The following is a 26,398-nucleotide window of genomic DNA, read 5'->3' as shown; positions in this document are numbered from 1 at the left end:
ATAAGGAAAGGATGTGGCTAACCCTGGCAGCGAACACCCCGAGCACGGCGAAGAATCCAGCCTGAAAGAGAAAATTTTTCAGAGCGCCATCGCGCTTTTTGCCGAGTATGGATTGAACGGTGCCCGCATGGAGCAGATCGCGGAGAAAGCGGGTACCACCAAACGCATGGTGGTTTACCATTTTAAGAATAAAGAGAATCTCTATCTCCTGGTACTGGAACACGTTTACACCCAGATTCGCGCCAGTGAAAAAGCGCTAAGCCTGGCGGGAATGCCCCCCGTCGAAGCGCTGGTCGACCTGGTTGAAGCCACCTTTGACTATCATGCCGACCATCCAGACTACATCCGGATTATCTGCATGGAAAACATGCAGCGTGGCCGCTTTATGCAGCAGTCGAGCTATCTTCGCCAGGTCAACCGCAGCGCGCTTGACCTGCTGGAGGAGATCCTGCGCCGGGGCAAAGAAAAACAGCTCTTCAGCCAGACGGTTGACGCCCGCGATCTTCACCGCCTGATAAGCAGCTTCAGCTTTCACTACGTTGCCAACAGCTACACCTTCACGCTTCTGTTTGAAGACGGTGCGGACGAACAGGCCCAGCGCCAGCACTACCGCAAAATGGCCGTTCAGGTAGCGCTCCGCTACACCTGCCCATAAAATTGCTTGCAATTAAATCGTGCACTATCTATATTCATCTCATGAACGCGAAAACGAACGACGCAACCGCTGCGCTCAAGCTGGATAACCAGCTCTGTTTTGCCCTCTATTCGGCAAATCTGGCGCTTAATAAGCTGTACCGGCAACTGCTGGCACCGCTGAACCTGACTTACCCGCAATACCTGGTGATGTTGGTGCTGTGGGAGCAGGATGATATGACGGTGTCGGACATCGGCGAACGGCTGTTTCTGGACTCAGCGACCCTGACGCCGCTGTTGAAACGGCTGGAAAGTGCCGGGTTAATCAACCGTCACCGTTCGCGCAAAGACGAACGTCAGGTCGCCGTCACCCTGAGTGACGCGGGACGTGAACTGCAGCAGCAGGCATTGGGTATCCCCCATGCGGTGGGATGCGCAGCGCAGTGTGATACCGACACCCTGCTGGCGCTCAAACAGCAGCTCGAACTTTTTCGACAACAGCTACACCGCGCGTAAGACTATACTTTACGCGTTATTATTTAACCATATATATCGCACGCTATTTAATAGCACACATTAAAACAAGATGAGGAACCTGCCATGTCTTTAGAAAAAGTTGTTTATACCGCCAAAGCCAAAGCAACCGGTGGCCGTGACGGTCGTGCCACCTCTTCCGATGGCGTACTGGACGTAAAACTGGGCGTACCAAAAGAGATGGGCGGCATGGGGGGAGAAGTGACGAACCCTGAGCAGCTGTTTGCCGCGGGCTACTCTGCCTGCTTCCTGGGCGCGATGAAGTTCGTAGCGGCGCGCGACAAATTTGCCCTGCCAAAAGAGGCCTTTATTGAAGGCGAAGTGGGTATTGGCCCGCTGCCAACCGGTTTTGGTATCGAAGCGAAACTGAACATCCACGTTGAGGGTATGGATCCTGCGGAAGCCAAAAAGCTGGTCGACGCAGCGCACATTGTTTGCCCGTACTCTAACGCGACCCGCGGCAACATCGACGTGACCCTGAATATCATCGCGTGATAAATACCTGATGGCGCTGCGCTTATCAGCGCCTACGACTGTAGCCCCGGTAAGCACAGCGCCACCGGGGAAATCCCCTCCTTCCCTTTCTCCTCTCTGTGCTACCATAAGCCCATATCACGCCCGTAGTAATCAGTAGAGTAAGCGTTATGTCCTCCAGAATTCTGACCACCAGCATTGCTGGCATTGATGCCTTTATGCGCGACCCACGCGGTGTGTTGACCCACGCCGAAGGCGGCACGGTTGCGGTTTTTGCCGACAACGCGCCGGCGTTTTACGCAATCACGCCGGAACGTCTGGCACAGCTTCTGGAGATCGAAGCGCAATTGTCACGCCCGGCGAGCGATGTCGCGCTGGACAACCAGTTCTTTGATGAACCGGTCAACGTTCCCGTTACCGTTCCGATGGGAAAATTTGCCCTATACGCGGGCTGGCAGCCGGATGCGGATTTTCAGCGGCAGGCGGCGCTGTGGGGCATTGCGTTAACCCAACCGGCCACCGCGGAAGAGCTCGCCGCGTTTACCGCCTGGTGGCAGGCGGAAGGTAAAGTCTTTACCCACATTCAGTGGCAGCAAAAGCTTGCGCGTCATCTTCAAATTACCCGCGCCGGCAACAACGGCCAGCCCAAACGCGATATCAACGCGTTTTCAGAACCGGATAAACAGATCCCCAGCGGATTCCGAGGTGCGAAATGAAGAACGTCGGCGACCTGATGAAACGTCTGCAAAAAATGATGCCTGCCGACGTGAAGCCCGCTTTCACCACGGGTGAAGAGCTGCTGGCGTGGCAAAAAGAGCAAGGTGAAATCCGCGCTGCCGCGCTCGCCAGGGAAAACCGGGCGATGAAAATGCAGCGCACCTTTAACCGTTCCGGTATCCGTCCCCTGCACCAGAACTGCTCGTTCGATAACTATAAAGTCGAAACCAACGGACAGATGAACGCCCTGGCCGCCGCCCGTCAGTACGTGGATGAATTCGACGGCAATATCGCCAGCTTTATCTTTAGCGGCAAGCCGGGCACCGGAAAAAACCACCTTGCAGCCGCTATCTGCAACGAGCTGCTTCTGCGGGGTAAATCAGTTCTTATCATCACCGTGGCCGATATCATGTCCGCGATGAAAGATACCTTCAGCAACCGCGAAACCAGCGAAGAACAGCTGCTTAACGATCTGAGCAATGTGGATTTGCTGGTCATCGACGAGATTGGCGTTCAGACGGAATCCCGCTACGAAAAAGTGATCATCAACCAGATTGTCGATCGCCGCTCCTCGTCCAAACGCCCCACCGGCATGCTGACGAACCACAATATCGACGAGATGACCCGCCTGCTGGGGGAACGCGTCATGGACCGCATGAAGCTGGGTAACAGTCTTTACGTCATTTTTGACTGGGAAAGTTACCGCAGCCGCGTCACCGGCAAAGAGTATTAAGACAGTTCCAGGAATCGCGGACCGGGCACAGGTATATACTGGAACCCTTTCCGGCCCAAAACGGACCTTTTTGAGAAAGCCATTATGAAAAAACAGATTGTTATCAGCACCTTTTTAGGCGCTCTGCTGGTTACCGGCGCAGCGCAAGCGGCGTCCTGGCAGGAGTCCCTGTCTAGCGCAGCAAATGAGCTGACCAAAGAGAGCAGCAGCTCTCAGGGTGGACTTTCCGCCTCTTCCCTCACCAGCCTGCTGGGCAACAGCTCCCAGAGCCTCAGCGCGGGCACGATGAACAATGCGGCGGGGATTCTGGAATATTGCGCGAAGCAAAAGCTGGCCTCCGTGACCGACGCGCAGAACGTGAAAAACCAGGTGCTGGGTAAACTGGGTCTGGATACCCAGGAGCAGAAAGCGGACACCAACTATATGGACGGCATTCAGGGCCTGCTTAACGCGCAAAACGGCCAGCAGCTTAACCTGAGCACCCTCGGCAACTCTTCTCTGGCAAAACAGGTGAAAACCAAAGCCTGCGATCTGGTGCTGAAACAAGGCGTTAATTTCCTCTCCTGATCCATCCCATTTTCTGCCACAACACGCCGCGTTTAATGCGATAGTCTTGCAGCGCGGCGCTAAACGAGCGTTTTTCCCACCTGCCACCGTCTCAGCGTCCGTTTGTCAGGATGTGTCCATCTTCATAAAAACGATTTTCTAAACCAAATCCTAACAACAGCACACTTTCGTGACACTAAAATTGCAGCTTAACGACATCGCAATTACATTGTATGACCCAAAAAATAAACAGTTAGCCAGCGAACCATCTGGCGTCATGAGGATATGCTGTTGTCTGAATTCATGTCTCTTATCCTTTTTCTGGCTTCCGTCGGCGTTTACGCCTGGAAAGCCGGCCGTCACACCTGGTGGTTTATCGCCACGCTGGTGGTGCTCGGCATTTTTATTATTTTAAACATTACCTTATACGCCAGCGATTACTTTACCGGTGACGGCATTAACGATGCGGTGCTCTACACGCTGACGAACAGCCTGACGGGCGCGGGTGTGGGCAAGTACATTCTTCCGGGGCTCGGCCTTATCGTCGCGCTGGTGACGATTTTTGGCGCGCTGGCCTGGGTGCTGCGTCGACGTCGCCATCATCCTCACCATCATGGCTACAGCCTGCTGGCGTTATTCCTGGCGCTGGCCTCCGTCGACGCCAGCCCGGCGTTCCATCAGATCACCGAGCTGGTGAAATCCCAGTCTCGCGACGGCGATCCTGATTTCGTGGCTTACTATAAAGAACCGTCGAAAACGATCGCTAACCCGAAGCTCAACCTGGTCTACATCTACGGTGAGAGCCTGGAACGCACGTACTTTGATAACGATGCCTTCCCGAACCTGACGCCAGATCTGGGTGCGCTGAAAAATGAAGGTCTTGATTTCAGCCACACCATGCAGCTGCCCGGTACGGATTACACGATTGCCGGGATGGTTGCCTCCCAGTGCGGTATCCCGCTGTTCGCGCCTTTTGAAGGTAACGCCTCAGCCTCAATGTCGACGTTCTTCCCGCAGAATATTTGCCTCGGCGATATCCTGAAAAACTCCGGCTACGAAAACTATTTTATGCAGGGGGCAAACCTGCGCTTTGCCGGAAAAGACGTGTTCCTGAAATCCCACGGTTTTGACCACCTGTATGGCTCAGAAGAGTTAAAAACGACGGTTGCCGATCCGAGCTACCGTAACGACTGGGGCTTCTATGACGATACGGTACTCGACGAAACCTGGAAGAAGTTCGAGGAGCTTTCCCGCGCGGGCAAACGCTTCTCCCTCTTTGCGCTGACGGTGGATACCCACCACCCGGACGGGTTCGTCTCGCGCAGCTGCAAGCGCAAAAGCTATGACGTTGACGGCAAAAACAACAAGTCTTTCAGCGCCGTTACCTGCAGCCAGGAGCACATTGCCGCGCTGGTCGAGAAAATCAAAGCCTCGCCCTGGTTTAAAAACACCGTCATCGTCGTCTCGTCTGACCATCTGGCGATGAAAAACAGCGCCTGGGATCAGCTCAACAAGCAGGATCGCAGCAATCTGTTCTTCGTCCTGCGAGGCGACCAGCCGCAGCAGGAGGAAATTGCCACCAAACGCAACTCCATGGATAACGGCGCAACCGTGCTGGACATTCTGGGCGGCGACAACTTTATTGGCCTGGGCCGCAGCACGCTGTCGGGGCAATCCCTGTCGGAAGTGTTCCTCAACATGAAGGAAAAAATCCTCGCCTGGAAGCCAGACATCATCCGCCTGTGGAACTTCCCGAAAGAGATGAAGGACTTCACCGTCGATCGGGATAAAAACACGATTGCCTTCTCGGGCAGCAACTTCCGTCTGCCGCTGCTGGTGCGCGTGTCTGAGGGTCGCGTTGAGCCGCTGCCGGAAAGCGAGTATTCCGCGCCGCTGCGCTATCAGCTGGCTGATTTTGCGCCACGCGATAATTTCGTCTGGGTCGACCGGTGCTACAAAATGGGCCAGCTCTGGTCGCAGACGCTGGCGCTCTCTACCGACTGGTGCGTCTCTCAGGGCCAGCTTGGCGGGGAGCAAACCGTTCAGCACGTGGATAAAGCCCAGTGGAAAGGCAAAACAGCGTTTAAAGATACGGTGATTGATACCGCGCGCTATCAGCACAACATCGACATGCTGAAAATCAGCGATAACGATATTCGCTACAAAGCGGACAGCTTTATCTTTAACGTGGCCGGCGCGCCCGAGGAAGTGAAGCAGTTTAGCGGCATCTCGCGTCCGGAGTCCTGGGGACGCTGGTCAAACGCGCAGCTGGGCAACGAGGTGAAAATTGAGTACACCCACCCGCTGCCGGAACAATTCGACCTGGTGATCACCGCCAGAGCGTATGGCCCTAACGCTAACAGGCCCGTACCGGTGCGCGTGGGCGATCGTGAGCAGACGCTGACGCTCGGGAACGACATGTCCACGCACACGCTGCATTTTGAGAACCCATCGCGCAGCAATACGCTGGTGATTGTGCCGCCAGACCCGCAGTCGACGAATGAAGGGAATATCCTTGGACACTCACCGCGCGAGATCGGGATTGGCATGGTAGAAATCAAAATTGTCAGTACAGAAGGCTAACGCGCGCTTGCCCGGCATTCTGCCGGGCACTTATGAAAATAAATAATTCTATATAAACATTATAAATTAGATAAAAACACTTTATATAAGCCATTTTAATTTATAAATATCCCGCCAAAAGACAAATCCGTAACATGTGCAGCTCCATGAATCACCACGGAGCATTACGCACTTTTATCATGCTAACCGGCTATAAGTTCGAATCCATCCGGGCACTGCGCAGCGAAAATGTGATTGCCTGGGAGGTATTGTCCACGGCAAAGCCCCACGTCGATCTTGAAGACTACTTTGGCTCGATGCCCTCGACGCAGCGTAAGGCGCACTTCTTTGCGCAGCTTCGTCATGCCATGTTTTGCGAGGAGGGCGACAAGTATTATCTCAACGCAACGTCGGATTTGCTGCTGGAAACGGACTTCCTCGACAGGCTAAAAGCAGAGACCCCCTGCCCGGAGAGGCTTGCTATCGAGGTCACCGACCTCCATACGCTGGTACAGCTCGACGACACGCAAAGCCGGGCTCTGCGGAGATGCATCTCAACGCTCCATCAGTGGGGGATCGAAGTGTGGGCTGACGATGTCTGCGAAGACATTCTTCCCGATCTTATGACCAGCCAGATCCGCTTCTGCGGCGTCAAAATTGATAAACATACCTTCTGGAGCGGACGCACCGAGCAGGCGAAGTTCCTGCATCTCACCCGCCAGTGCAAGCGCGTCGCCAGCAAGGTGCTGATAGAAGGCATCGAAACCGCAGGGGATTTCGCGCTGGCCCGCGCCAGCGTGGCCGACTACGGCCAGGGCTATCTGTGGGGCAAAAAATGACGCCCTTCATTCCTAATGCTGGCTATCAGGTCATCGTTCTGAGCGACAATGCTTTTTTATGGCTTGGCCTCCATTCGATGATTTCGGCGGCCGTGACACCCCGTCCTGAGATGTATTGGATCAACAGCGTTGATCCGCACGGGCTTACCCGCCTGCGGGAACGGCTGCTCGGCACGCCCGCCGCACAGAACTGGCTGATTTTTACCGATGCGGCCTGGGTCAGCGACATAAACGCCTGGCTGCACAGCGAGCGGGTCAGAGTGGTCGCGGACAACCTGTCTCTTGCGCAGCTGAGCCACTGTTTTAGCGACACGACATTTTCCTTTGAAAACGCCGCCACGCTCTCGTATCAGGAGATGCGGGTTTGCATGCTGTTACATAAAGGATTCAGCCCGGTTCGCATCGCAAAAATTCTCAATAAGTCACCTAAAACGATCTACACCCACAAGCGTAACGCGATGAACAAATTTTGCTGTCACAGCCTGGCGGAATTCCATCGAAAACTCTGCCTGCTGGACGCTCAGTCATTCTCTTTGTAATTGCACTGTTACTCACGTCAGGAAATAAGATCATGAAAATTATCACCACTGCTGTATGTTGTTCCGCTCTCCTGCTTCCTGCCGCCGCGATCGCCGGAGACAGTACCGCAAGCGCGACGATGCACGTCTCACTTGAGGTCGTGAAGTCATGCACCCTCAAAGCCAACGACCTCAATTTCGCGCGCCACGGCTCGGATGAATCGAGTGAAATCCAGGCCAGCACGCAGGTCGATATCGTCTGTACCAACGGGACCCCGTTCACTCTCTCCGCCACCAGCAGCGACAGCAGCGAGAACGGCACCTTCTGGCTGAAGCCGGAAAACGGCGAAACGGGCGCACAGAAGATTGCCTGGAAACTCTTTGCTGACGAAGGCAAACAGACCCAAATCACCAGCACCGATGGGCTAACCGACACCGGCAACGGTCAGGAGCAGAAAGAGACGCTCTTTGGCGTGATTGACGCAGGCGCCCTGACGACCGCACAGGCAGGAGCCTACAGCGACGACATCACCTTAAACCTGGTGTACTGATCGTGCGTCGTTATCTTCCCTGTCTCATTCTGTGGCTCATGATGCTGACGCTGCTGTCCCGCTACGCGCTGGCCGCCACGCTGCAGGTGGCGCCCGTCACGCTCGATCTGCAAAGCGGTCAAAGAGCGACGGCGGTCACCCTCACCAACAGTGGAAAAGCGGCCATTCATGCGCAGATTCGGGTGTACGAATGGACCCAGAAAAACGGTCAGGATGTCTTAGTCGCCACCAATGAGGTCGTCAGCAGCCCGGCGATGACCGCGCTGGCGCCGGGCCAGCAGCAGCTGGTGCGCATTATCGTCATGCAGCCTGGCATCCGTGCACAGGAGCAAAGTTACCGGCTGGTCATCGACGAACTGCCGGACGCCACGTCCCGTACCGCCAATCCCACGGCGGTGCACTTCCTGCTGCGCTATTCGATTCCGGTATTCATTGCCGGAACCCAGAATACCCCCGTCGACCACGATGCCCTGAGCTGTGAACAGGCGGACAGCCCGGCGACAATCCGCTGCTATAACGCCGGAAAAAGTCATATTCGCCTGAGCCATCTTGAGGCCCTGACGGCCAGTGGGCAGGTTGCGGGCTCGATTAAAGGACTGGCGGGCTATGTACTGCCGGGACAGACCGCTCTTGTGAAACTTAAGCAAGCGTCACGCCATACGCTCAGCGCGTTACGCGTCTACCTCAACGATGACCACCATGCCAGCCAGATACCCCTGCGCCCGCTCGCTTCTCGCGCTCCTGCTTTGGCTACCGCTGATGCTGTCAGCCCGCACTGAAGGTACCGCCGACACCGTACAATGGCTGGCCATCACCGTGAATCACGCCCCGCGAGGGGATCTGTGGGCCTGTCGGGTGGTGGACGATGCGCTGTGGATTAGCGACAGCGACATCAAAAAACTGGGGCTCCGCGCCCCGGACGATCGCGGCGGATGGGTAGACCTGACGGCCCTGCCGGGCCTGAAGGTTGATATCGACCTGCTTGCCCAGCAGGTGTCGATTATGGCCGAGGCAGAGGCGCTCGAGGGCCAGCAGCATCTGACGTTCGAAAAATCGTCCCCGCAGTACGCCTATCCTGAGGCCCAGCCCATCAGCGCGTTTACGCTCGGCTACGCCCTCTACGCCAGCGATGCACAGGGTAAACGCCAGCTGAATGCCCAGACCCAGCTGACCGCATCTGGGGTGCTGCCCGGGACGTTCAGCAGCAGTTTTTCAAGCCATGCCGGAGAGGAAAACAGCGCCGGTCGACCAGCCCACACGCGTCTCGAAACCCGCTGGCAGAGGGACAACACCGATTCGCTGACCACTCTGGCGCTGGGCGACAGCATCACCACCGGCACCCGCTGGAGCCGGCAGGTGCGCTTTGGCGGGCTGCACTGGGCGCGTAATTTTGAACTCGATCCGCAGCTCAATACTGAACCGCGCAGCCGCTTCAGCGACACGGCCGTGCTGCCTTCCACGGTCGATTTGTATATCGACGGCCTTAAGCAGAGCAGCCAGCGCGTGACGCCGGGGGCGTTTACGCTGGATACTCTGCCGGCCTTCACCGGAAGCGGGCAGGCGCAGGTAGTCATTACCGACATCAACGGCCAGCGTCGCACCGTACAGCTCGACGTGTACGGCGCACCGGGAATGCTGGCCGAAGGGCTCAGCAGCGGCTCGCTGGATATCGGCTGGATGCGGCAAAACTACGCCCAGCGTTCCGACGACTATGCCGCGTCGCCGATGCTCGACGCCGGCTGGCGCTATGGGGTCAATAACCACCTGACGCTGGCGCTGCATACGGAGCAGCAGCGCAAACTGCGTAATCTCGGGACAGGCGTTGACTGGTTGATATCCCCCGACGCAGGCATTATCAGCCAGCACGTCGCGGCGAGCGACAGCCCCTACGGTCAGGGAATGCAGTGGGGCCTTGGCTGGCAGTGGAACGGCGGCGGGATGGGCATTTCTGCCAGCACTGTCCGTACCGATGCCGCCTTCGCCGATAATGCCCGCATGAGCGGTGCCGTGCCCGTCAGGCGCAGCGATAGCGTGTGGCTAAGCCATTCATTCTCCCGCGTCGGTACGCCAGGCGTGGGCTGGGTACAACAAGAAATTCAGGGTAACAAACAACGCTATCTCAATGCCTCCTGGTCCGTTTTTTTACCGGCGCATCTCTCCGCCACGCTGAGCTATACCCGCTCGTTTACGGACGCGTCGAGCAACGTTCAGCTTATGCTCTCTCTGCCGCTGGGCCGCCAGGACACCCTTTCACTCCAGGCCAGCCAGGACTCCCCGCGCATGGACTATCGCCATCAGCCCGACGACCAGACCGGCGGCTGGTCATGGCAGCTGGGGCAAAGCGTTGGCGAACGCCGGGAAAAGTATGCTGACGTGGGCTATCTGGGTCACGCCGGAGAGTGGCATGTGGGGCTGGAGCAAGGCGCTAACGTGGGCAATCAGTATGCCTCAGCCGAAGGCAGCCTGACGCTGCTGGATAATAGCCTGCACGCCCTGCGCTACAGCGAGCAGGGCCTGGCACTGGTCTCAACGCGCGGTATCGGGCACGTACCGGTGATGCTGGAAAACCGCCCGGCCGGTGAAACGGATGAGAACGGTTATCTCCTGCTGACCGACCTGCCGCGTTACCACAACAGCAAAGTCAGCATTGACCCGCTCGATCTGCCTGCCGATGTGATTGCTCCCGTCACCGACATGCATGCCAGACCGGGCAACAGCAGCGCGGTCAAAGTCGATTTTAACGTCCATCACGCCGTCACGGTTCAGGCCAGACTGGTCGACAGCCACCGCAGGCCGCTCCCGCTGGGCAGCGTCGTGTCAACGCCGCAGGGTGCCACCATCGTGGGACGCGACGGTTTTATCTGGCTTGAAGATCCGCCCCTGCCGGGTGAACTGGTGGTGAAGACCGGTGAGGGAGAGTGCCGGGTCACGCTTCCGGCGCCGCGTACCGCGTCATCTATACAGAATATCGGAGAACAACTGTGTCATTAAGAACGCCGTTATTATTGCTGCTCGTCCTGTCCGTGAAGGCGATGGCGGCAGCCTGCTGGATAACCTCCACGCCCGCCATTAACTTTGGCAACGTCGTGGCGGGCAATACCACCTCCGTCAACACCGAGGTAAAATTTAGCTGCCAGGCCGACAACGAGGGCCGGACGGAATATATCAACGTCTGCCTGAGCAGCGTAGACGCCCCGCCCTTTGAGATGATCTCGCCGGGGGACCAGGAGGGGAAACAGTACACCCTCCTCTTCCGCCTGCTTAACGGCGCAGCGCGCGCTCAGGAGCTGGGGCCTGCCAGCAGCGGGAACCTGATTCAGCAGACCCTGGCCGCGGAAAGCAATGCCAACGTCAGCGGTACCTTTCCGCTTATCGCTACCATTCCGGCAGGGCAAAGCCAGCTTCCGGCATATCACTATTACAACTACAACATGAATCTGCGCATCGCCTGGCACAGCGCCATGCGTCAGGATGCGCTGCAAAACTGCTCGGACGGTTCCGCAGAGGGGGAGCAGGTGCAGGGCGGCACCAACGCGCAGGCCGAAATCAGCCAGGGATGCTACATCGAGCGCGTGACACCGCTCAACTTCGGCACCCTGACCAGCACCGCAACCCTGCGCCCGACGCGATCCTCCGCCACTCTCACCACGCGCTGTCCGTCCGGAACCGCGTTCACCCTTGCCATGGGCAAAGGCAACCACGCCAGCGGTAATCAGCGACAGCTCTGCAACAACGAGGGCCAGTGCCTGCGCTACGGGCTCTGGCAGGATGAGGCGGCCACGCAACGCTGGGGGGATCAAAGCAGCGGCGATGCGCTGCAGGTCACCAATCCCGCTGGCGGCACCCAGAACTTCACGGTTTACGGCGAGGTCCCGGCGCAGCAGCTAACCGGTACCGGGGAATTTATTGATGACGTGATTATCACGCTGACTTATTGAACCACCCAAAATCCTGTCTGGATCAATGTTATCGGTAACAGTGGCGTTAAAATAGCCAGCAGTGCTGCCCGGAAGGCGTAAGCCTTCTCTTTTTATTTGTTATCTCTGTCTGTATTACAACAACTTATGAAATACCTGCTTGCTGACGCCATCGTCTATAACGACGAGGACGGTTCTGTTTCTCTTATCAATGCGCCGGATGAGGATGCGCAGATCCTCACCTGTACGGCTAATACCATCCTGAGGCTGCTGGTTCAGCATCATGGGAACGTGATCGAACGGGAAACCTTTCTCCAGGAAGTCTGGGATCGGCGAGGGCTCCAGGGGTCTAACAACTCCTTAAACCAGTACATCAGTATTCTGCGCAAGATGCTGGCGACCTTGCTTCCCGACGAGCTGTTTATCGTTACCGTACCGAAAACAGGCTTTATGCTCAGCGCAGACGTCACGGTCACCCCGCTTGAGGAGGCCCCAGCGACCGCCGAAACGGCGAAACCTGCATGGCGCGTTCGCCCGGAATGGCTGTTCTGCGGCGCACTTACGCTGGTCGTCGTTGCGCTATGCATCTGGATCGCGCTCATCAAGCCAGAAAACGCGCAGAGGGAGATCCACCTGCTGACGCATATCGGCACCTGTCCGGTCTACACCTTTACGCCGCTGGCGGACGTGTTCCATGAGAAGGCGATTGGGCTGGCGCAGACGCTTCAGCAGGACGGCCATCTTCCGTGCCTGAAAAATTCCATCTTCTACATGCACATTCAGAGAACGCTTTTCTACGGCCACGAAGGGCGGCTGGTACTCTCCCAATGTTCTCTCACGCGTGGTAAAGCCAGCGCCTGTCGTACGCTTTACTATTACGAGTGGTGATATGAGACACAAAAAAGTTTGGCTAATTCTGATCCTGAACCTGCTGCTGCTGGGCGCCGCGCTGGCCTGGTACTTCCACACGCCCCCGCTCTCGGTGGCCTGCGATGGAAACCTGACCTTCTCCGACAGGCGCGACAGCCACGATTTCACCTTTGACGGCGAGATCATTATGCGTTTTCATCCCGACAAAACGGGATACATCACGCTAAACGGCAGCGTGGTGAATGCGCCGCGCAGCTGGGAGGTTTCCCGCCAGGAGATGTTTAAATGGCGTCACGTGGAGGGCGAACTGTATGAAATTGTCATTCAAAAAGTGGAGCGTTTTAGCCACGATGCCATGCCGCCCGGCGTCTTTGAGAAGTACGTCGCGGGCCTGACGCTGGGCAATAAAAGGCTGCTGACGATTGAGCGCACGCCGGAAGACGCGCTGGTGATCAGCAATTTTTACTCGCCGGTGCTGGTCTGCTCGGAATAATGTCGACGGGTCAGGCTATACTTGCCGCCATGCACATTCATATTCGCCCCACTACCCCTAACGACGTTACTGCCCTGCCCGCCATTGAACGCGCGGCGGGTCAGCGATTTCGTGAAGACCCCAAATTCGCCTGGCTTGCCGACGGTGAGGTCCTTTCCGCTGAGCAGCATCTTGAGTATGCCGAACGTGGGCTAAGCTGGCTGGCGCTGGTGAACGACCGCCCCGCAGGGTTTATCCTCACCGAAGCACATTCTTCGTCGCTTTTTATCGTGGAGCTTTCGGTCGATCTGGACTGGCAGGGAAACGGAATGGGTCGGCAGCTCATCGCCCGTGCGGCTGACCATGCCCGCAGGCTGGGGCTGGCGTCGCTAACGTTGACGACGTTTCGGGACGTACCGTGGAACGCGCCTTTCTATGCAAAGCTGGGGTTTGAATACGTCACTGAACTCACGCCTGAACTGCGTGAAAAACGTGAAGAAGAAGCAGCGCACGGCTTAGCGTATAACTCCCGCTGCGCCATGCGCCTGCCGCTTTGATATCGCCCGGTGGCGCTTCGCTTACCGGGCCTACAAAACCCTGAACCGTAGGCCGGGTAAGGCGAAGCCGCCACCCGGCAAAAACCACGAACCGTAGGCCGGGTAAGGCGTAGCCGCCACCCGGCAAAAACCACGAACCGTAGGCCGGGTAAGGCGCAGCCGCCACCCGGCAAAAACCACGAACAGTAGGCCGGGTAAGGCGCAGCCGCCACCCGGCAAAAACCACGAACCGTAGGCCGGGTAAGGCGCAGCCGCCACCCGGCACAACGCGCAGAGTTAGAACGTTTCCCAGTTATCGCCTGAATCGGCCGTCGCGGTTTTACGCGCCATCACCGGCGTGGAAACCGCTTTAGCCGCAGCGAGTTCGCGCGCTTTCATCTGCTCCTGCTGAATGCGGAACACCGCCACGGCCTGCGTCAGACGGCTCGCCTGCTCTTCCAGCGCGGCCGCCGCTGCGGCAGATTCCTCAACGAGCGAGGCGTTCTGCTGGGTCACGCGATCCATCTCCGCTACCGCCAGACCCACCTGGTCGATACCGCGGCTCTGCTCGTCAGACGCAGAGGCGATTTCACCCATGATGTCCGTTACGCGGGTCACCGCGCTCACGATCTCACCCATGGTTTCACCGGCGCTTTCTACCAGCGTCGAGCCCACTTCTACGCGGCCCACGGAGTCTTCAATCAGGCTCTTGATCTCACGAGCAGCCTGGGCGCTGCGCTGGGCCAGGTTACGCACTTCACCTGCCACCACCGCAAACCCACGGCCCTGCTCGCCCGCACGCGCCGCTTCTACCGCCGCGTTCAGTGCCAGAATATTGGTCTGGAAGGCAATGCCGTCGATCACGCTGATAATATCGGCAATTTTCTGCGAACTGCCCGCGATATCGCGCATGGTCTGCACCACGTTATCCACCACTTTGCCGCCTTTCTGCGCGGTTTCAGAGGCGCTCAGCGCAAGATGGCTCGCCTGACGGGCGTTTTCGGCGTTCTGCTTAACGGTCGCCGTCAGCTGCTCCATGCTGGCCGCGGTCTCTTCCAGGGAAGCGGCCTGCTGTTCAGTACGGGAGGAGAGGTCGTTATTGCCCATCGCAATTTCGCTCGCGCCGCTGTAGATCGCGTTGGCGCCGTTACGCACGTCGCCAACGGTACGCACCAGCTCACCCTGCATATGACGCAGCGAGTCGGCCAGTTCACCCATCTCGTTGGTGCCCTGAACCTCAATGCGCTTCACCAGGTCGCCGCTGGCGATATGGCGAATGTTGTCGATCAGACGATTCAGCGGAGAGATCAGCGTCTGCTTGATGTTCAGCCAGACGGCCACGATCACCACCAGCACGGCAATCAGGACGCTGATCAGCACCCAGATAGCCTGACTGTAAGAGCTGTTACTGTCTTTGACCGCCGTTTCGTACAGCTTGTCGTTCTGCTGCAGGTAGCTCACGTACTGCTTCTCAAAACCGTCCTGATAGCTCTGGGTCGGCTGGTCGAAGAAGGCGTTGATTTTGCCTGCCCCCAGCAGCTGAATCAGCTCCGCCAGCGCGCCGTGGTAAATATCATAGTTACGCTTGATCTCCATGGCATCCGCATCGCTTTGACGCGGATCGCGCGGCAGGGCTTCGTAGGCAGCCCAGTTCTTTTCCGCCTGTTTCAGAGACGTAGACGCAATTTGCATCAAATCGTTAACGGTCGCGCCGCTGCCGATATTGCTCTGATCCATCATGTAGCGGATACCCGCACGGTTCAGGGTGTTACGGGTTTGCAGCAACGCGACCCAGCTGGCGTTCAGCGTGGATTGTTGCTGGCGAATGGTTTGCAGGACGGTGAAATTCTCTTTGTCATTCTTAAGGGCATTAAAGAAAAGACCACCGGATGTGAGTTGTAAAAGGCCAAATATCGCTAAAACCAGCATTAAGCTGGTGACAATCTTGATACGGTTTAACATGTTTTCTCTTTCCTCAGACAGATACAGAATTTTCGGCCTGGAAAGGGAAAACTTTACGAAAATCATCCTGGAATTTGTGGTTTTTACTCTTCTTCCCGCGCTGCGTTATGCCGGTTTCCGAGTTCAATAAACTCTTCCAGCAGCGCCGTCAGCTGTTTCATCTTCTCCGGCGTGTATTCCGCCTCAATTTGCTGATACGCCTCTTCGACCTGCGCCTGGGCGTGTTCATACAGCGCATTCCCCTCTTTAGTCAGCGACACGTACAGCTTGCGCTGGTCGTTCACCGGCTTTAAGCGCAGCACCAGGCCGTCGCGCTCCATGCGCGTCAGGATGCCGGTCAGGCTCGGGCGCAAAATGCAGGTGCGAAACGCCAGATCGTGAAAATCCATCGACGGATGTTCAGCCAGCACCCGCACAATTCGCCACTGCTGCTCGGTCAGATTATGGCGCTTCACAATCGGACGGAAGTACGACATCGCCGCTTCCCGCGCCTGCAGCAGCGCGATGGTTAATGAATCATGCATAGCCTCTCCCCTTCACATCATTAACAAGTAAACAATCACAAAAAGATGCTTTTATAAACAACATGTTTTCCGTCAAAAAGTCTAACAGAAACCAGTCAATTTCATTAACACGATGATTTAACTATAAATAAAACCAATAATGTAAATTTATTGTTATTCCTATCACAAAATTTTCACTTCTGATTGCGAAATAAACAGCAAAAGCATAAAACCAGATCATTAACATATTAATGAAATCGCAACCCGGACCGCCGGGGTGAGGAGTATGTGAATGAAAGGTACAGTTTTTGCCGTCGCCCTCAACCATCAAAGCCAGCGTGAAGCCTGGCGTGAGGCGTTTGAAAAAGCCCCCTACAACACGCCGCCGAAAACAGCGGTGTGGTTTATCAAGCCGCATAACACGGTGATTCGCGCGGGCGAGCCGATCCCCTTCCCGCAGGGGGAAACGGTGCTGAGCGGTGCGACGGTGGCGCTGGTCGTCGGCAAAAAAGCCAGCAAAGTTAGCGCAGAAAACGCGGCGGACTACATCGCCGGATACGCGCTGGCCAACGAGGTGAGCCTGCCGGAAGAGAGCTTCTACCGCCCGGCCATCAAGGCCAAATGCCGGGACGGATTTTGCCCGCTCGGCGAACTGGTCGCCGTTGAAAGCGTGGATAACCTGACCATCATCACCGAGATCAACGGCCGCGAAGCGGACCACTGGAACACGGCCGATCTTCAGCGCAGCGCTGCTGAACTGCTGAGCGCCCTGAGCGAGTTCGCCACCCTCAATCCAGGCGATGCGATATTGCTCGGTACCCCGCAAAGCCGCGTTGAGATCCGCCCGGGCGATCGCGTGCGTATTCTGGCGGCAGGTTTTCCGCCGCTGGAAAACCCGGTGGTGGATGAGCGCAACGTCACTCTCGCGCACCACACGCCGCCGCACGCCACGCTGTTTGCCCTCGGTCTGAACTACGCCGATCACGCCAGCGAGCTGGACTTCAAGCCGCCCACCGAGCCGCTGGTATTTATCAAAGCGCCGAACACCTTCAACGGCGACAGCCAGACGTCGGTGCGCCCGAACAATATCGAATACATGCATTACGAAGCGGAGCTGGTGGTGGTCATCGGTAAAACCGCGCGTAAGGTCAGCGAAGCCGAGGCGATGGACTATGTTGCGGGCTATACGGTCTGCAACGACTACGCCATCCGCGACTACCTGGAAAACTACTATCGCCCGAATCTGCGGGTAAAAAGCCGCGACGGGCTGACGCCCATTTCCCCCCACATCGTGCCGAAAGAAGCCATTCCCGACCCGCACAACCTCACCCTGCGCACTTTCGTCAACGGCGAGCTGCGTCAGGAAGGCACCACGGCGGATCTGATCTTCAGCATTCCGTTCCTGATTGCGTACCTGAGCGATTTTATGACCCTGCAGCCGGGCGACATGATTGCCACCGGCACGCCGAAAGGGTTGTCCGACGTGGTGCCGGGCGACGAAGTGGTGGTGGAAGTGGAGGGCGTGGGACGCCTGGTGAACCGAATTGTCAGCGAGGAGACTGCAAAATGAAAAAGATTAACCACTGGATCAACGGTAAAAACGTCGCGGGAAGCGAGTACTTCCACACCACCAACCCGGCCTCCGGCGAGGTATTAGCGGAAGTCGCTTCCGGCGGGGAAGCTGAAATTCACCAGGCCGTCGCCGCCGCCAAAGAGGCGTTCCCGAAGTGGGCTAACCTGCCGATGAAGGAGCGCGCGCGCCTGATGCGTCGTCTGGGCGATCTCATCGACCAGAACGTGCCCGAGATTGCCGCCATGGAAACCGCCGACACCGGCCTGCCGATCCACCAGACCAAAAACGTGCTCATTCCGCGCGCCTCGCACAACTTCGAGTTCTTCGCCGAGGTGTGCCAGCAGATGAACGGCAAAACCTACCCGGTCGACGACAAGATGCTCAACTACACCCTTGTGCAGCCGGTGGGCGTCTGCGCGCTGGTGTCGCCGTGGAACGTGCCGTTTATGACCGCCACCTGGAAGGTCGCGCCGTGCCTGGCACTCGGAAACACCGCGGTGCTGAAGATGTCTGAACTCTCGCCGCTGACCGCCGACCGTCTGGGCGAGCTGGCGCTGGAGGCGGGTATTCCGGCGGGCGTGCTGAACGTGGTGCAGGGCTACGGCGCGACGGCGGGCGACGCGCTGGTGCGCCATCACGACGTGCGCGCCGTCTCCTTCACCGGCGGCACCGCCACCGGGCGCAACATCATGAAAAACGCCGGGCTGAAGAAATACTCCATGGAGCTGGGCGGCAAATCCCCGGTGCTGATTTTTGAAGATGCCGACATCGAGCGCGCGCTGGACGCCGCCCTGTTCACCATCTTCTCCATCAACGGCGAGCGCTGCACCGCGGGCTCGCGCATCTTTATCCAGCAGAGCATCTACCCGGAATTCGTGAAGCGCTTTGCCGAGCGCGCCAACCGCCTGCGCGTGGGCGACCCGACCGATCCGAACACCCAGATTGGCGCGCTCATCAGCCAACAGCACTGGGAGAAGGTTTCCGGCTACATCCGCCTCGGCATTGAAGAAGGCGCAACCCTGCTGGCGGGCGGCCCGGACAAACCAACCGATCTGCCTGCGCACCTGAAGGGCGGCAACTTCCTGCGACCAACCGTGCTGGCGGACGTCGACAACCGCATGCGCGTGGCGCAGGAGGAGATCTTCGGGCCGGTGGCCTGCCTGCTGCCGTTTAAGGACGAAGCGGAAGGTCTGCGCCTGGCGAATGACGTGGAGTACGGCCTGGCGTCGTACATCTGGACACAGGACGTCAGCAAGGTGCTGCGCCTGGCGCGCAGCATCGAAGCCGGGATGGTGTTCGTGAACACCCAGAACGTGCGCGACCTGCGCCAGCCGTTTGGCGGCGTGAAGGCCTCCGGCACCGGCCGCGAGGGCGGTGAGTACAGCTTCGAGGTGTTCGCGGAGATGAAGAACGTCTGCATCTCCATGGGCGACCATCCGATTCCAAAGTGGGGGATCTGATCATGGGTAAATTAGCGTTAGCGGCAAAAATCACCCACGTACCGTCGATGTACCTCTCCGAGCTGCCGGGGAAAAACCACGGCTGCCGCCAGTCGGCCATCGACGGGCATAAAGAGATCAGCAAGCGCTGCCGCGAGCTGGGCGTGGACACCATCATCGTATTCGACACCCACTGGCTGGTGAACAGCGCGTACCACATCAACTGTGCGGACCATTTTGCGGGCGTCTACACCAGCAACGAGCTGCCGCATTTTATCCGCGATATGACCTACGACTACGACGGCAACCCGGCGCTCGGCCAGCTGATCGCCGACGAGGCGGTGAAGCTCGGCGTGCGCGCCAAAGCGCACAACATCCCGAGCCTCAAGCTGGAGTACGGCACGCTGGTGCCGATGCGCTACATGAACGCGGATAAACACTTCAAGGTGATCTCCATCTCGGCGTTCTGCACAGTTCACGACTTCGCCGACAGCCGCAGGCTGGGCGAGGCCATCGTCAGCGCCATTGAGAAATACGACGGCACCGTGGCGGTGCTCGCCAGCGGCTCGCTGTCGCACCGCTTTATCGACGACCAGCGCGCGGAAGAAGGGATGAACAGCTACACCCGCGAGTTTGACCGTCAGATGGACGAGCGCGTGGTGAAGCTGTGGCGCGAGGGCCAGTTCAAAGAGTTTTGCAACATGCTGCCGGAGTACGCCGACTACTGCTACGGCGAGGGCAATATGCACGACACGGTGATGCTGCTGGGGATGCTCGGCTGGGACAACTACGACGGCAAGGTGGAGTTCCTCACCGAGCTGTTCGCCAGCTCCGGCACCGGCCAGGTTAACGCCGTTTTCCCGCTGCCCGCGTAAGGAGCCACCATGCCGCACTTTATTGCTGAATGCACCGACAACATCCGCGAGCAGGCCGACCTGCCGGGGCTGTTCGCCAAAGTGAACGAGGCGCTCGCCGCCACGGGCATCTTCCCCATCGGCGGTATCCGCAGCCGCGCCCACTGGCTGGACACCTGGCAGATGGCCGACGGCAGGCACGATTACGCCTTTGTGCATATGACGCTGAAGATTGGTTCCGGGCGCAGCCTGGAGAGCCGGGAAGCCGTGGGGGAGATGCTGTTTGCGCTGATCAAAACGCACTTCGCGGAGCTGATGGCCGCCCGCTATCTGGCGCTGTCGTTCGAGCTCGACGAACTGCATCCGACGCTCAATTACAAACAGAACAACGTGCACGCGTTGTTTACGTAGCCGTCTGCTCGCCCGGTGGCGCTTCGCTTACCGGGCCTACAACGGCCCCGAACGTAGGCCGGGTAAGCGAAGCGCCACCCGGCAACAGCAGCACCAAACCGTAGGCCGGGTAAGCGCAGCGCCACCCGGCAAGAACAGGATATCGCCATGCTCGACAAACATACCCATACCCTGATCGCCCATCGTCTGCATCAGGCGGAACAATCCCGGGAGCAGATCCGCGCGATCTCGCTGGACTACCCGGAGATCACGATTGAAGACGCCTACGCCGTCCAGCGCGAATGGGTCAGCCTGAAAATCGCCGAAGGCCGCGTGCTGAAGGGCCACAAGATCGGCCTCACCTCCAAAGCGATGCAGGCCAGCTCCCAGATCAGCGAACCGGACTACGGCGCGCTGCTGGACGACATGTTCTTCCACGACGGCAGCGATATTCCCGTCGACCGCTTCATCGTTCCGCGCATCGAAGTGGAGCTGGCGTTCGTGCTGGCAAAGCCGCTGCGCGGCCCGAACTGCACGATCTTCGACGTCTACAACGCGACGGACTACGTCATCCCCGCGCTGGAGCTGATCGACGCCCGCTGCCACAACGTTGACCCGGAAACCCAGCGCCCGCGCAAGGTGTTCGACACCATCTCCGATAACGCCGCCAACGCGGGGGTGATCCTCGGCGGCCGTCCGATTAAGCCCGACGCGCTGGATCTGCGCTGGATCTCCGCCCTGCTCTACCGCAACGGCGTGATCGAAGAGACCGGCGTTGCCGCGGGCGTGCTTAACCACCCGGCGAACGGCGTAGCGTGGCTGGCGAACAAGCTCGCCCCGTACGACGTGCAGCTTGAGCCCGGCCAGATCGTTCTCGGCGGCTCGTTTACCCGCCCGGTGCCCGCCAGCAGAGGCGACACCTTCCACGTGGACTACGGCAACATGGGCTCCATCAGCTGCCGCTTTGTTTAGGAGACAACCATGCAAAACGCATTCAAAGCGGCGCTGAAAGCGGGCCGCCCGCAAATCGGTTTATGGCTGGGGCTGACCAGCAGCTACAGCGCCGAGCTGCTGGCGGGGGCAGGTTTCGACTGGCTGCTGATCGACGGCGAGCACGCGCCGAACAGCGTGCAAACCGTCTTAACCCAATTACAGGCCATCGCGCCGTACGCCAGCCAGCCGGTGGTGCGCCCGTCGTGGAACGACCCGGTGCAGATCAAACAGCTGCTGGACGTGGGCGCGCAAACCCTGCTGGTGCCGATGGTGCAAAACGCCGACGAAGCGCGGCTGGCGGTACGTTCCACCCGCTACCCGCCTGCGGGCATTCGCGGCGTCGGCAGCGCCCTGGCGCGCGCCTCGCGCTGGAACCGCATCCCGGATTACCTGCAGCAGGCCAACGACGCCATGTGCGTGCTGGTGCAGATCGAAACCCGCGAGGCGCTGAAAAACCTGCCGCAGATCCTGGACGTGGAAGGGGTCGACGGCGTGTTTATCGGCCCGGCGGATCTGAGCGCCGACATGGGCTTTGCCGGCAATCCGCAGCACCCGGAGGTGCAGGCCGCCATCGAGCAGGCGATCGCGCAGATCCTTAGCGCCGGTAAAGCGCCCGGCATCCTGATGGCGAACGAGCCGCTGGCGAAACGCTACCTTGAACTCGGCGCGCTGTTTGTTGCCGTCGGCGTCGACACCACCCTGCTCGCCCGCGGCGCGGAAGCGCTGGCGGCACGCTTTATCGAACAACCGGTTACGTCAGTTAATAACAATAAATCCGTCTACTAAACGTAAGATCTGGAGCGCACCATGACGACCTCTACCCTGCAACCTCATGATAATAAAGCTGTTGAACATCGCGCCATTAACAAGCTGTTCCGACGCCTGATCGTCTTTCTCTTCATCCTGTTTGTTTTTTCGTTTCTCGATCGCATCAATATCGGCTTTGCCGGGCTGACGATGGGCAAAGATCTGGGCCTTACGTCGACCATGTTTGGCCTGGCCGCGACGCTGTTTTACGTCACCTACGTGCTGTGTGGGATCCCGAGCAACATCATGCTGGCGAAAATCGGCGCGCGGCGCTGGATCGCCGGGATCATGGTGGTGTGGGGCATCGCCTCCACCTGTACCATGTTCGCCACCAGCCCGCACACGCTCTATGTTTTACGCATGCTGGTGGGCATTGCGGAAGCGGGCTTCCTGCCGGGGATCCTGGTCTATCTCACCTGGTGGTTCCCGGCCTATCACCGCGCCCGCGCCAACGCGCTGTTTATGATCGCCATGCCGGTGACCATGATGCTCGGCTCGATCCTCTCCGGCTACATTCTGGCGATGGACGGGCTGTGGAACCTGAAGGGCTGGCAGTGGCTGTTCCTGCTGGAGGGGCTGCCGTCGGTGGTGCTCGGCGTGGTGACCTGGTTTTACCTCAACGACACGCCGGATCAGGCCACCTGGCTGGACGATGACGAAAAGCAGGCGCTGAAAACGATGATCGCCCGCGAGCAGGAGGTCGCTATTGCCCAATCCGTCACGCCGCGATCGACGCTGCGCGAAGTGCTGACCCCGGCTGTGCTGCTCTACACGCTGGCCTACTTCTGCCTGACCAACACGCTCAGCGCCATCAACATCTGGACGCCGCAGATCCTGCAAAGCTTCAACACGGGGAGCAGCAATATCGTCATCGGCCTGCTGGCGGCGATCCCGCAGTTTTGCACCATTCTCGGGATGATCTGGTGGAGCCGACGCTCCGACAGGCTGAAAGAGCGAAAAAAGCATACCATCCTGCCGTACCTGTTCGCCGCGGCGGGATGGATGCTGGCCTCGGCCACCGATCACAGCCTGATCCAGCTGCTTGGCATCATCATGGCCTCAACCGGATCGTTTACCGCCATGGCGATATTCTGGACCACGCCGGATCGGGTGATTAGCCTGCAGTCCCGCGCGGTGGCGCTGGCGGTGATCAACGCTATCGGCAACGTCGGATCCGCCGTCAGCCCATTGCTGATTGGGATCCTGCGCGACGCGACCGGCAGCTTCAGCTCCGGGCTGTGGTTTGTGGCCGGGCTGCTGGTGGTCGGCGCGCTGGTGCTGACGCGCATTCCGATGACGCAGCGGGATCAACAGAGGAACGATCATGTGCCAGAGCCCTATCGCCAACATTGATATCAGCAAGGAGTACGACGAAAGTCTGGGCACCGACGATGTGCACTACCAGTCGTTCGCCCGCATGGCGGCCTTTTTTGGCCGCGACATGCAGGCGCATCGTCACGACCAGTATTTTCAGATGCACTTTCTCGATACCGGACAGATTGAGCTCCAGCTCGACGATCACCGCTACTCGGTGCAGGCTCCGCTGTTCGTCCTCACGCCGCCGTCGGTGCCGCACGCGTTTATCACCGAATCCGACAGCGACGGGCACGTGCTGACGGTGCGCGAGGATCTGATCTGGCCGCTGCTTGAAGTGCTCTACCCCGGCACGCGGGAAGCGTTTGGCCTGCCGGGGATCTGCCTCTCGCTGGCCGACAGGCCGGACGAGCTGGCGGCGCTGAAGCACTACTGGCAGCTTATTGCCCGGGAATCCACGGAACAGCTGCCGGGGCGCGAGCATACCCTGGCCCTGCTGGCCCAGGCGGTCTTTACCCTGCTGCTGCGCAACGCGAAGCTCGACGACCACGCTTCGGGCGGCATGCGCGGCGAGCTGAAGCTGTTCCAGCGCTTTACCCAGCTGATAGATGCCCACTACCACCAGCACTGGACGGTGCCCGAATACGCCAGCGAGCTGCACCTGACCGAATCCCGCCTGACCGATATCTGCCGCCGCTTCGCCAACCGCCCGCCGAAGCGGCTGATCTTCGACCGGCAGCTGCGCGAGGCCAGACGGCTGCTGCTGTTTTCCGACAGCGCGGTCAGCGAGATTGCCTGGCAGCTGGGGTTTAAGGATCCGGCCTATTTTGCCCGATTTTTTAACCGCTTAGTGGGGTGCTCGCCGAGCGCGTACCGGGCGCAGAAAGTACCGGTTTCCTGAACGCATCACGTTTCGTAGGGCGGGTAAGCGCAGCACCACCCGCCGAAAAGCCGCACAGATCACAAATCCCAATCCCGCCCGAAAAGTACCCGCCGTTGTCCCAAACGTCCCTTCACGTTCCGCCCCTCTCAGGCTTCAATTAAACAACAAAAACAAAACATAAATTTAACAACACAATTCCGATACGAGGTCCCTATGAAGCCTGAAGATTTCCGCGCTGATGCCAAACGTCCGTTAACCGGCGAAGAGTATTTAAAGAGCCTGCAGGACGGTCGTGAGATTTATATCTACGGCGAGCGCGTCAAAGACGTCACCACCCATCCGGCGTTTCGCAACGCGGCGGCCTCCATCGCGCAGATGTACGACGCGCTGCACAAGCCGGACATGCAGGATACCCTCTGCTGGGGCACCGACACCGGCAGCGGCGGCTATACCCACAAGTTCTTCCGCGTGGCGAAAAGCGCCGACGACCTGCGCCAGCAGCGCGACGCCATCGCCGAGTGGTCGCGCCTGAGCTACGGCTGGATGGGCCGCACGCCGGACTACAAAGCCGCGTTCGGCTGCGCGCTCGGCGCCAACCCGGCCTTCTACGGCCAGTTCGAGCAGAACGCCCGTAACTGGTACACACGCATTCAGGAAACCGGCCTGTACTTCAACCACGCCATCGTTAACCCGCCGATCGACCGCCACAAGCCGGCTGACGAGGTGAAAGACGTCTACATCAAGCTGGAGAAAGAGACCGACGCCGGGATCATCGTCAGCGGCGCGAAAGTGGTGGCAACCAACTCGGCGCTGACCCACTACAACATGATCGGCTTCGGCTCCGCGCAGGTGATGGGCGAAAACCCGGACTTCGCGCTGATGTTCGTCGCGCCAATGGATGCCGAAGGCGTGAAGCTGATCTCCCGCGCCTCTTACGAGATGGTGGCAGGCGCAACCGGATCCCCGTACGACTACCCGCTCTCCAGCCGCTTCGACGAGAACGACGCGATCCTGGTGATGGATCACGTGCTGATCCCGTGGGAAAACGTGCTGATCTACCGCGATTTCGACCGCTGCCGTCGCTGGACGATGGAAGGCGGATTTGCCCGCATGTACCCGCTGCAGGCCTGCGTGCGCCTGGCAGTGAAGCTCGACTTCATCACCGCCCTGCTGAAGAAATCGCTCGAGTGCACCGGTACCCTGGAGTTCCGCGGCGTGCAGGCGGATCTCGGTGAAGTGGTGGCCTGGCGCAACATGTTCTGGGCGCTGAGCGACTCTATGTGTTCCGAAGCCACGCCGTGGGTCAACGGCGCGTATCTGCCGGATCACGCCGCGCTGCAAACCTACCGCGTGATGGCGCCAATGGCCTACGCGAAGATCAAGAACATCATCGAGCGTAACGTGACGTCCGGACTGATTTACCTGCCGTCCAGCGCCCGGGATCTGAACAACCCGCAGATCGACCAGTATCTGGCGAAATACGTGCGCGGCTCCAACGGGATGGATCACGTCGAACGCATCAAGATTTTGAAGCTGATGTGGGATGCCATCGGCAGCGAGTTTGGCGGTCGTCACGAGCTGTACGAAATCAACTACTCAGGGAGCCAGGATGAGATCCGCCTGCAGTGTCTGCGTCAGGCGCAGAGCTCCGGCAACATGGACAAGATGATGGCGATGGTCGACCGCTGCATGTCCGAATACGACCAACACGGCTGGACGGTGCCGCACCTGCACAACAACAGCGATATCAACATGCTGGATAAGCTGCTGAAATAGCG

27 protein-coding genes are annotated in these 26,398 nt (G+C 58.8%); 25 read left to right on the top strand and 2 right to left on the bottom strand.

The genetic code is table 11. The features are described 5' to 3' along the window. The first annotated feature begins 13 nt into the window (after positions 1–13). The 16 genes from AB8846_RS10720 to AB8846_RS10645 all read left to right on the top strand — a co-directional run bounded on the left by AB8846_RS10720 (position 14) and on the right by AB8846_RS10645 (position 13,923). Positions 14–655 (top strand): TetR family transcriptional regulator, encoded by a 642-nt coding sequence (locus AB8846_RS10720; protein ID WP_023334413.1) that lies wholly within the window; start codon positions 14–16, stop codon positions 653–655. A 41-nt stretch (positions 656–696) separates the two neighbouring features. Beyond that, a complete protein-coding gene (locus AB8846_RS10715) occupies positions 697–1,149 on the top strand; it encodes a MarR family winged helix-turn-helix transcriptional regulator (RefSeq protein ID WP_063143382.1) in 453 nt (150 codons plus the stop codon). 84 nt (positions 1,150–1,233) lie between these two features. Further along, positions 1,234–1,662, top strand: a complete 429-nt coding sequence (locus tag AB8846_RS10710; RefSeq protein ID WP_010427173.1) for an organic hydroperoxide resistance protein — start codon at positions 1,234–1,236, stop codon at positions 1,660–1,662. A 149-nt stretch (positions 1,663–1,811) separates the two neighbouring features. Further along, a complete protein-coding gene (gene dnaT, locus AB8846_RS10705) occupies positions 1,812–2,357 on the top strand; it encodes a primosomal protein DnaT (RefSeq protein ID WP_063143277.1) in 546 nt (181 codons plus the stop codon). Next, entirely contained in the window at positions 2,354–3,091 is a 738-nt protein-coding gene (dnaC, locus tag AB8846_RS10700) for a DNA replication protein DnaC (RefSeq protein WP_370732687.1), read from the top strand. The genes dnaT and dnaC overlap by 4 nt, the downstream gene beginning before the upstream one ends. Before the next feature lie 84 nt (positions 3,092–3,175). Continuing rightward, complete coding sequence (locus AB8846_RS10695) at positions 3,176–3,658, top strand: DUF2501 domain-containing protein (protein ID WP_370732686.1); 483 nt, start codon at positions 3,176–3,178, stop codon at positions 3,656–3,658. A 270-nt stretch (positions 3,659–3,928) separates the two neighbouring features. Beyond that, complete coding sequence (opgB, locus tag AB8846_RS10690; protein WP_370732685.1) at positions 3,929–6,220, top strand: phosphatidylglycerol--membrane-oligosaccharide glycerophosphotransferase; 2,292 nt, start codon at positions 3,929–3,931, stop codon at positions 6,218–6,220. 179 nt (positions 6,221–6,399) lie between these two features. After that, the gene (locus AB8846_RS10685) at positions 6,400–7,038 is read left to right on the top strand and encodes an EAL domain-containing protein (protein WP_063143275.1); all 639 of its coding nucleotides are present in this window, start codon (positions 6,400–6,402) and stop codon (positions 7,036–7,038) included. After that, positions 7,035–7,577: a helix-turn-helix transcriptional regulator gene (locus AB8846_RS10680; protein WP_063143274.1), complete on the top strand. Its 543-nt coding sequence runs from the start codon at positions 7,035–7,037 to the stop codon at positions 7,575–7,577. The genes AB8846_RS10685 and AB8846_RS10680 overlap by 4 nt, the downstream gene beginning before the upstream one ends. A gap of 32 nt (positions 7,578–7,609) precedes the next feature. Then, positions 7,610–8,107: a spore coat protein U domain-containing protein gene (locus AB8846_RS10675; protein WP_063143273.1), complete on the top strand. Its 498-nt coding sequence runs from the start codon at positions 7,610–7,612 to the stop codon at positions 8,105–8,107. Positions 8,108–8,109: 2 nt separating this feature from the next. Next, positions 8,110–8,886 (top strand): molecular chaperone, encoded by a 777-nt coding sequence (locus tag AB8846_RS10670; protein ID WP_063143272.1) that lies wholly within the window; start codon positions 8,110–8,112, stop codon positions 8,884–8,886. Further along, positions 8,807–11,098, top strand: coding sequence for a fimbria/pilus outer membrane usher protein (locus AB8846_RS10665; protein ID WP_370732684.1), 2,292 nt, complete (start codon positions 8,807–8,809; stop codon positions 11,096–11,098). Before AB8846_RS10670 ends, AB8846_RS10665 begins: the two co-directional genes overlap by 80 nt. Beyond that, positions 11,089–12,045 carry a spore coat U domain-containing protein gene (locus AB8846_RS10660; RefSeq protein ID WP_370732683.1) on the top strand — a complete coding sequence of 319 codons (957 nt, stop codon included), beginning with the start codon at positions 11,089–11,091 and terminating at the stop codon, positions 12,043–12,045. Before AB8846_RS10665 ends, AB8846_RS10660 begins: the two co-directional genes overlap by 10 nt. Before the next feature lie 126 nt (positions 12,046–12,171). Further along, positions 12,172–12,912 carry a winged helix-turn-helix domain-containing protein gene (locus AB8846_RS10655; RefSeq protein WP_331413483.1) on the top strand — a complete coding sequence of 247 codons (741 nt, stop codon included), beginning with the start codon at positions 12,172–12,174 and terminating at the stop codon, positions 12,910–12,912. A gap of 1 nt (position 12,913) precedes the next feature. Further along, the gene (locus AB8846_RS10650) at positions 12,914–13,387 is read left to right on the top strand and encodes a hypothetical protein (protein WP_032660867.1); all 474 of its coding nucleotides are present in this window, start codon (positions 12,914–12,916) and stop codon (positions 13,385–13,387) included. 29 nt (positions 13,388–13,416) lie between these two features. Next, positions 13,417–13,923 (top strand): GNAT family N-acetyltransferase, encoded by a 507-nt coding sequence (locus AB8846_RS10645; protein ID WP_370732682.1) that lies wholly within the window; start codon positions 13,417–13,419, stop codon positions 13,921–13,923. Positions 13,924–14,199: 276 nt separating this feature from the next. Here the strand turns inward: AB8846_RS10645 and tsr are convergent, their stop codons facing one another. Both tsr and hpaR read right to left on the bottom strand, forming a co-directional pair. After that, entirely contained in the window at positions 14,200–15,864 is a 1,665-nt protein-coding gene (gene tsr / locus AB8846_RS10640; protein WP_063143380.1) for a methyl-accepting chemotaxis protein, read from the bottom strand. An 83-nt stretch (positions 15,865–15,947) separates the two neighbouring features. After that, complete coding sequence (gene hpaR, locus AB8846_RS10635; RefSeq protein WP_023334396.1) at positions 15,948–16,388, bottom strand: homoprotocatechuate degradation operon regulator HpaR; 441 nt, start codon at positions 16,386–16,388, stop codon at positions 15,948–15,950. Positions 16,389–16,659: 271 nt separating this feature from the next. Here hpaR and hpaG point away from each other — a divergent pair, with 271 nt between their 5' ends. From hpaG to hpaB, 9 genes are all read left to right on the top strand, one after another. Continuing rightward, positions 16,660–17,937 (top strand): 4-hydroxyphenylacetate degradation bifunctional isomerase/decarboxylase, encoded by a 1,278-nt coding sequence (hpaG, locus tag AB8846_RS10630; RefSeq protein ID WP_370732681.1) that lies wholly within the window; start codon positions 16,660–16,662, stop codon positions 17,935–17,937. Then, a complete protein-coding gene (gene hpaE / locus AB8846_RS10625; RefSeq protein ID WP_047367279.1) occupies positions 17,934–19,400 on the top strand; it encodes a 5-carboxymethyl-2-hydroxymuconate semialdehyde dehydrogenase in 1,467 nt (488 codons plus the stop codon). The genes hpaG and hpaE overlap by 4 nt, the downstream gene beginning before the upstream one ends. 2 nt (positions 19,401–19,402) lie before the next feature. Continuing rightward, complete coding sequence (gene hpaD / locus AB8846_RS10620; RefSeq protein ID WP_370732680.1) at positions 19,403–20,254, top strand: 3,4-dihydroxyphenylacetate 2,3-dioxygenase; 852 nt, start codon at positions 19,403–19,405, stop codon at positions 20,252–20,254. A 9-nt stretch (positions 20,255–20,263) separates the two neighbouring features. Continuing rightward, a complete protein-coding gene (locus AB8846_RS10615; protein ID WP_331413491.1) occupies positions 20,264–20,644 on the top strand; it encodes a 5-carboxymethyl-2-hydroxymuconate Delta-isomerase in 381 nt (126 codons plus the stop codon). Between the two features lie 147 nt (positions 20,645–20,791). After that, complete coding sequence (hpaH, locus tag AB8846_RS10610; RefSeq protein WP_023615753.1) at positions 20,792–21,595, top strand: 2-oxo-hept-4-ene-1,7-dioate hydratase; 804 nt, start codon at positions 20,792–20,794, stop codon at positions 21,593–21,595. A 9-nt stretch (positions 21,596–21,604) separates the two neighbouring features. Further along, complete coding sequence (hpaI, locus tag AB8846_RS10605; protein ID WP_370732679.1) at positions 21,605–22,402, top strand: 4-hydroxy-2-oxoheptanedioate aldolase; 798 nt, start codon at positions 21,605–21,607, stop codon at positions 22,400–22,402. A gap of 21 nt (positions 22,403–22,423) precedes the next feature. Continuing rightward, on the top strand, positions 22,424–23,776 hold the full coding sequence (gene hpaX, locus AB8846_RS10600) for a 4-hydroxyphenylacetate permease (RefSeq protein ID WP_370732678.1): 1,353 nt from the start codon (positions 22,424–22,426) through the stop codon (positions 23,774–23,776). Next, positions 23,748–24,638, top strand: a complete 891-nt coding sequence (gene hpaA / locus AB8846_RS10595) for a 4-hydroxyphenylacetate catabolism regulatory protein HpaA (protein WP_370732677.1) — start codon at positions 23,748–23,750, stop codon at positions 24,636–24,638. Before hpaX ends, hpaA begins: the two co-directional genes overlap by 29 nt. A gap of 195 nt (positions 24,639–24,833) precedes the next feature. Further along, positions 24,834–26,396: a 4-hydroxyphenylacetate 3-monooxygenase, oxygenase component gene (gene hpaB / locus AB8846_RS10590; RefSeq protein ID WP_014168483.1), complete on the top strand. Its 1,563-nt coding sequence runs from the start codon at positions 24,834–24,836 to the stop codon at positions 26,394–26,396. Positions 26,397–26,398 lie beyond the last annotated feature (2 nt).

Source organism: Enterobacter sp. KB-221C9, assembly GCF_041320715.1.
Classification (GTDB): Bacteria; Pseudomonadota; Gammaproteobacteria; order Enterobacterales; family Enterobacteriaceae; genus Enterobacter; species Enterobacter asburiae_D.
The sequence above is the reverse complement of the archived record's forward strand: the minus strand, read 5'-3'. Positions and strand labels throughout refer to the sequence as shown.

Bases quoted from the DNA above. Each gene is read 5' to 3' on its own strand.
- hpaH (WP_023615753.1), top strand. From the start codon at position 20,792: ATGCTCGACAAACATACCCATACCCTGATCGCCCATCGTCTGCATCAG.
- hpaD (WP_370732680.1), top strand. From the start codon at position 19,403: ATGGGTAAATTAGCGTTAGCGGCAAAAATCACCCACGTACCGTCGATG.
- AB8846_RS10695 (WP_370732686.1), top strand. From the start codon at position 3,176: ATGAAAAAACAGATTGTTATCAGCACCTTTTTAGGCGCTCTGCTGGTT.
- AB8846_RS10715 (WP_063143382.1), top strand. From the start codon at position 697: ATGAACGCGAAAACGAACGACGCAACCGCTGCGCTCAAGCTGGATAAC.
- hpaA (WP_370732677.1), top strand. From the start codon at position 23,748: ATGTGCCAGAGCCCTATCGCCAACATTGATATCAGCAAGGAGTACGAC.
- hpaX (WP_370732678.1), top strand. From the start codon at position 22,424: ATGACGACCTCTACCCTGCAACCTCATGATAATAAAGCTGTTGAACAT.
- AB8846_RS10685 (WP_063143275.1), top strand. From the start codon at position 6,400: ATGCTAACCGGCTATAAGTTCGAATCCATCCGGGCACTGCGCAGCGAA.
- dnaT (WP_063143277.1), top strand. From the start codon at position 1,812: ATGTCCTCCAGAATTCTGACCACCAGCATTGCTGGCATTGATGCCTTT.
- AB8846_RS10680 (WP_063143274.1), top strand. From the start codon at position 7,035: ATGACGCCCTTCATTCCTAATGCTGGCTATCAGGTCATCGTTCTGAGC.
- AB8846_RS10615 (WP_331413491.1), top strand. From the start codon at position 20,264: ATGCCGCACTTTATTGCTGAATGCACCGACAACATCCGCGAGCAGGCC.
- hpaI (WP_370732679.1), top strand. From the start codon at position 21,605: ATGCAAAACGCATTCAAAGCGGCGCTGAAAGCGGGCCGCCCGCAAATC.
- AB8846_RS10645 (WP_370732682.1), top strand. From the start codon at position 13,417: ATGCACATTCATATTCGCCCCACTACCCCTAACGACGTTACTGCCCTG.
- hpaG (WP_370732681.1), top strand. From the start codon at position 16,660: ATGAAAGGTACAGTTTTTGCCGTCGCCCTCAACCATCAAAGCCAGCGT.
- AB8846_RS10655 (WP_331413483.1), top strand. From the start codon at position 12,172: ATGAAATACCTGCTTGCTGACGCCATCGTCTATAACGACGAGGACGGT.
- AB8846_RS10675 (WP_063143273.1), top strand. From the start codon at position 7,610: ATGAAAATTATCACCACTGCTGTATGTTGTTCCGCTCTCCTGCTTCCT.
- dnaC (WP_370732687.1), top strand. From the start codon at position 2,354: ATGAAGAACGTCGGCGACCTGATGAAACGTCTGCAAAAAATGATGCCT.
- hpaR (WP_023334396.1), bottom strand. From the start codon at position 16,388: ATGCATGATTCATTAACCATCGCGCTGCTGCAGGCGCGGGAAGCGGCG.
- hpaB (WP_014168483.1), top strand. From the start codon at position 24,834: ATGAAGCCTGAAGATTTCCGCGCTGATGCCAAACGTCCGTTAACCGGC.
- hpaE (WP_047367279.1), top strand. From the start codon at position 17,934: ATGAAAAAGATTAACCACTGGATCAACGGTAAAAACGTCGCGGGAAGC.
- AB8846_RS10665 (WP_370732684.1), top strand. From the start codon at position 8,807: ATGCCAGCCAGATACCCCTGCGCCCGCTCGCTTCTCGCGCTCCTGCTT.
- tsr (WP_063143380.1), bottom strand. From the start codon at position 15,864: ATGTTAAACCGTATCAAGATTGTCACCAGCTTAATGCTGGTTTTAGCG.
- AB8846_RS10650 (WP_032660867.1), top strand. From the start codon at position 12,914: ATGAGACACAAAAAAGTTTGGCTAATTCTGATCCTGAACCTGCTGCTG.
- AB8846_RS10710 (WP_010427173.1), top strand. From the start codon at position 1,234: ATGTCTTTAGAAAAAGTTGTTTATACCGCCAAAGCCAAAGCAACCGGT.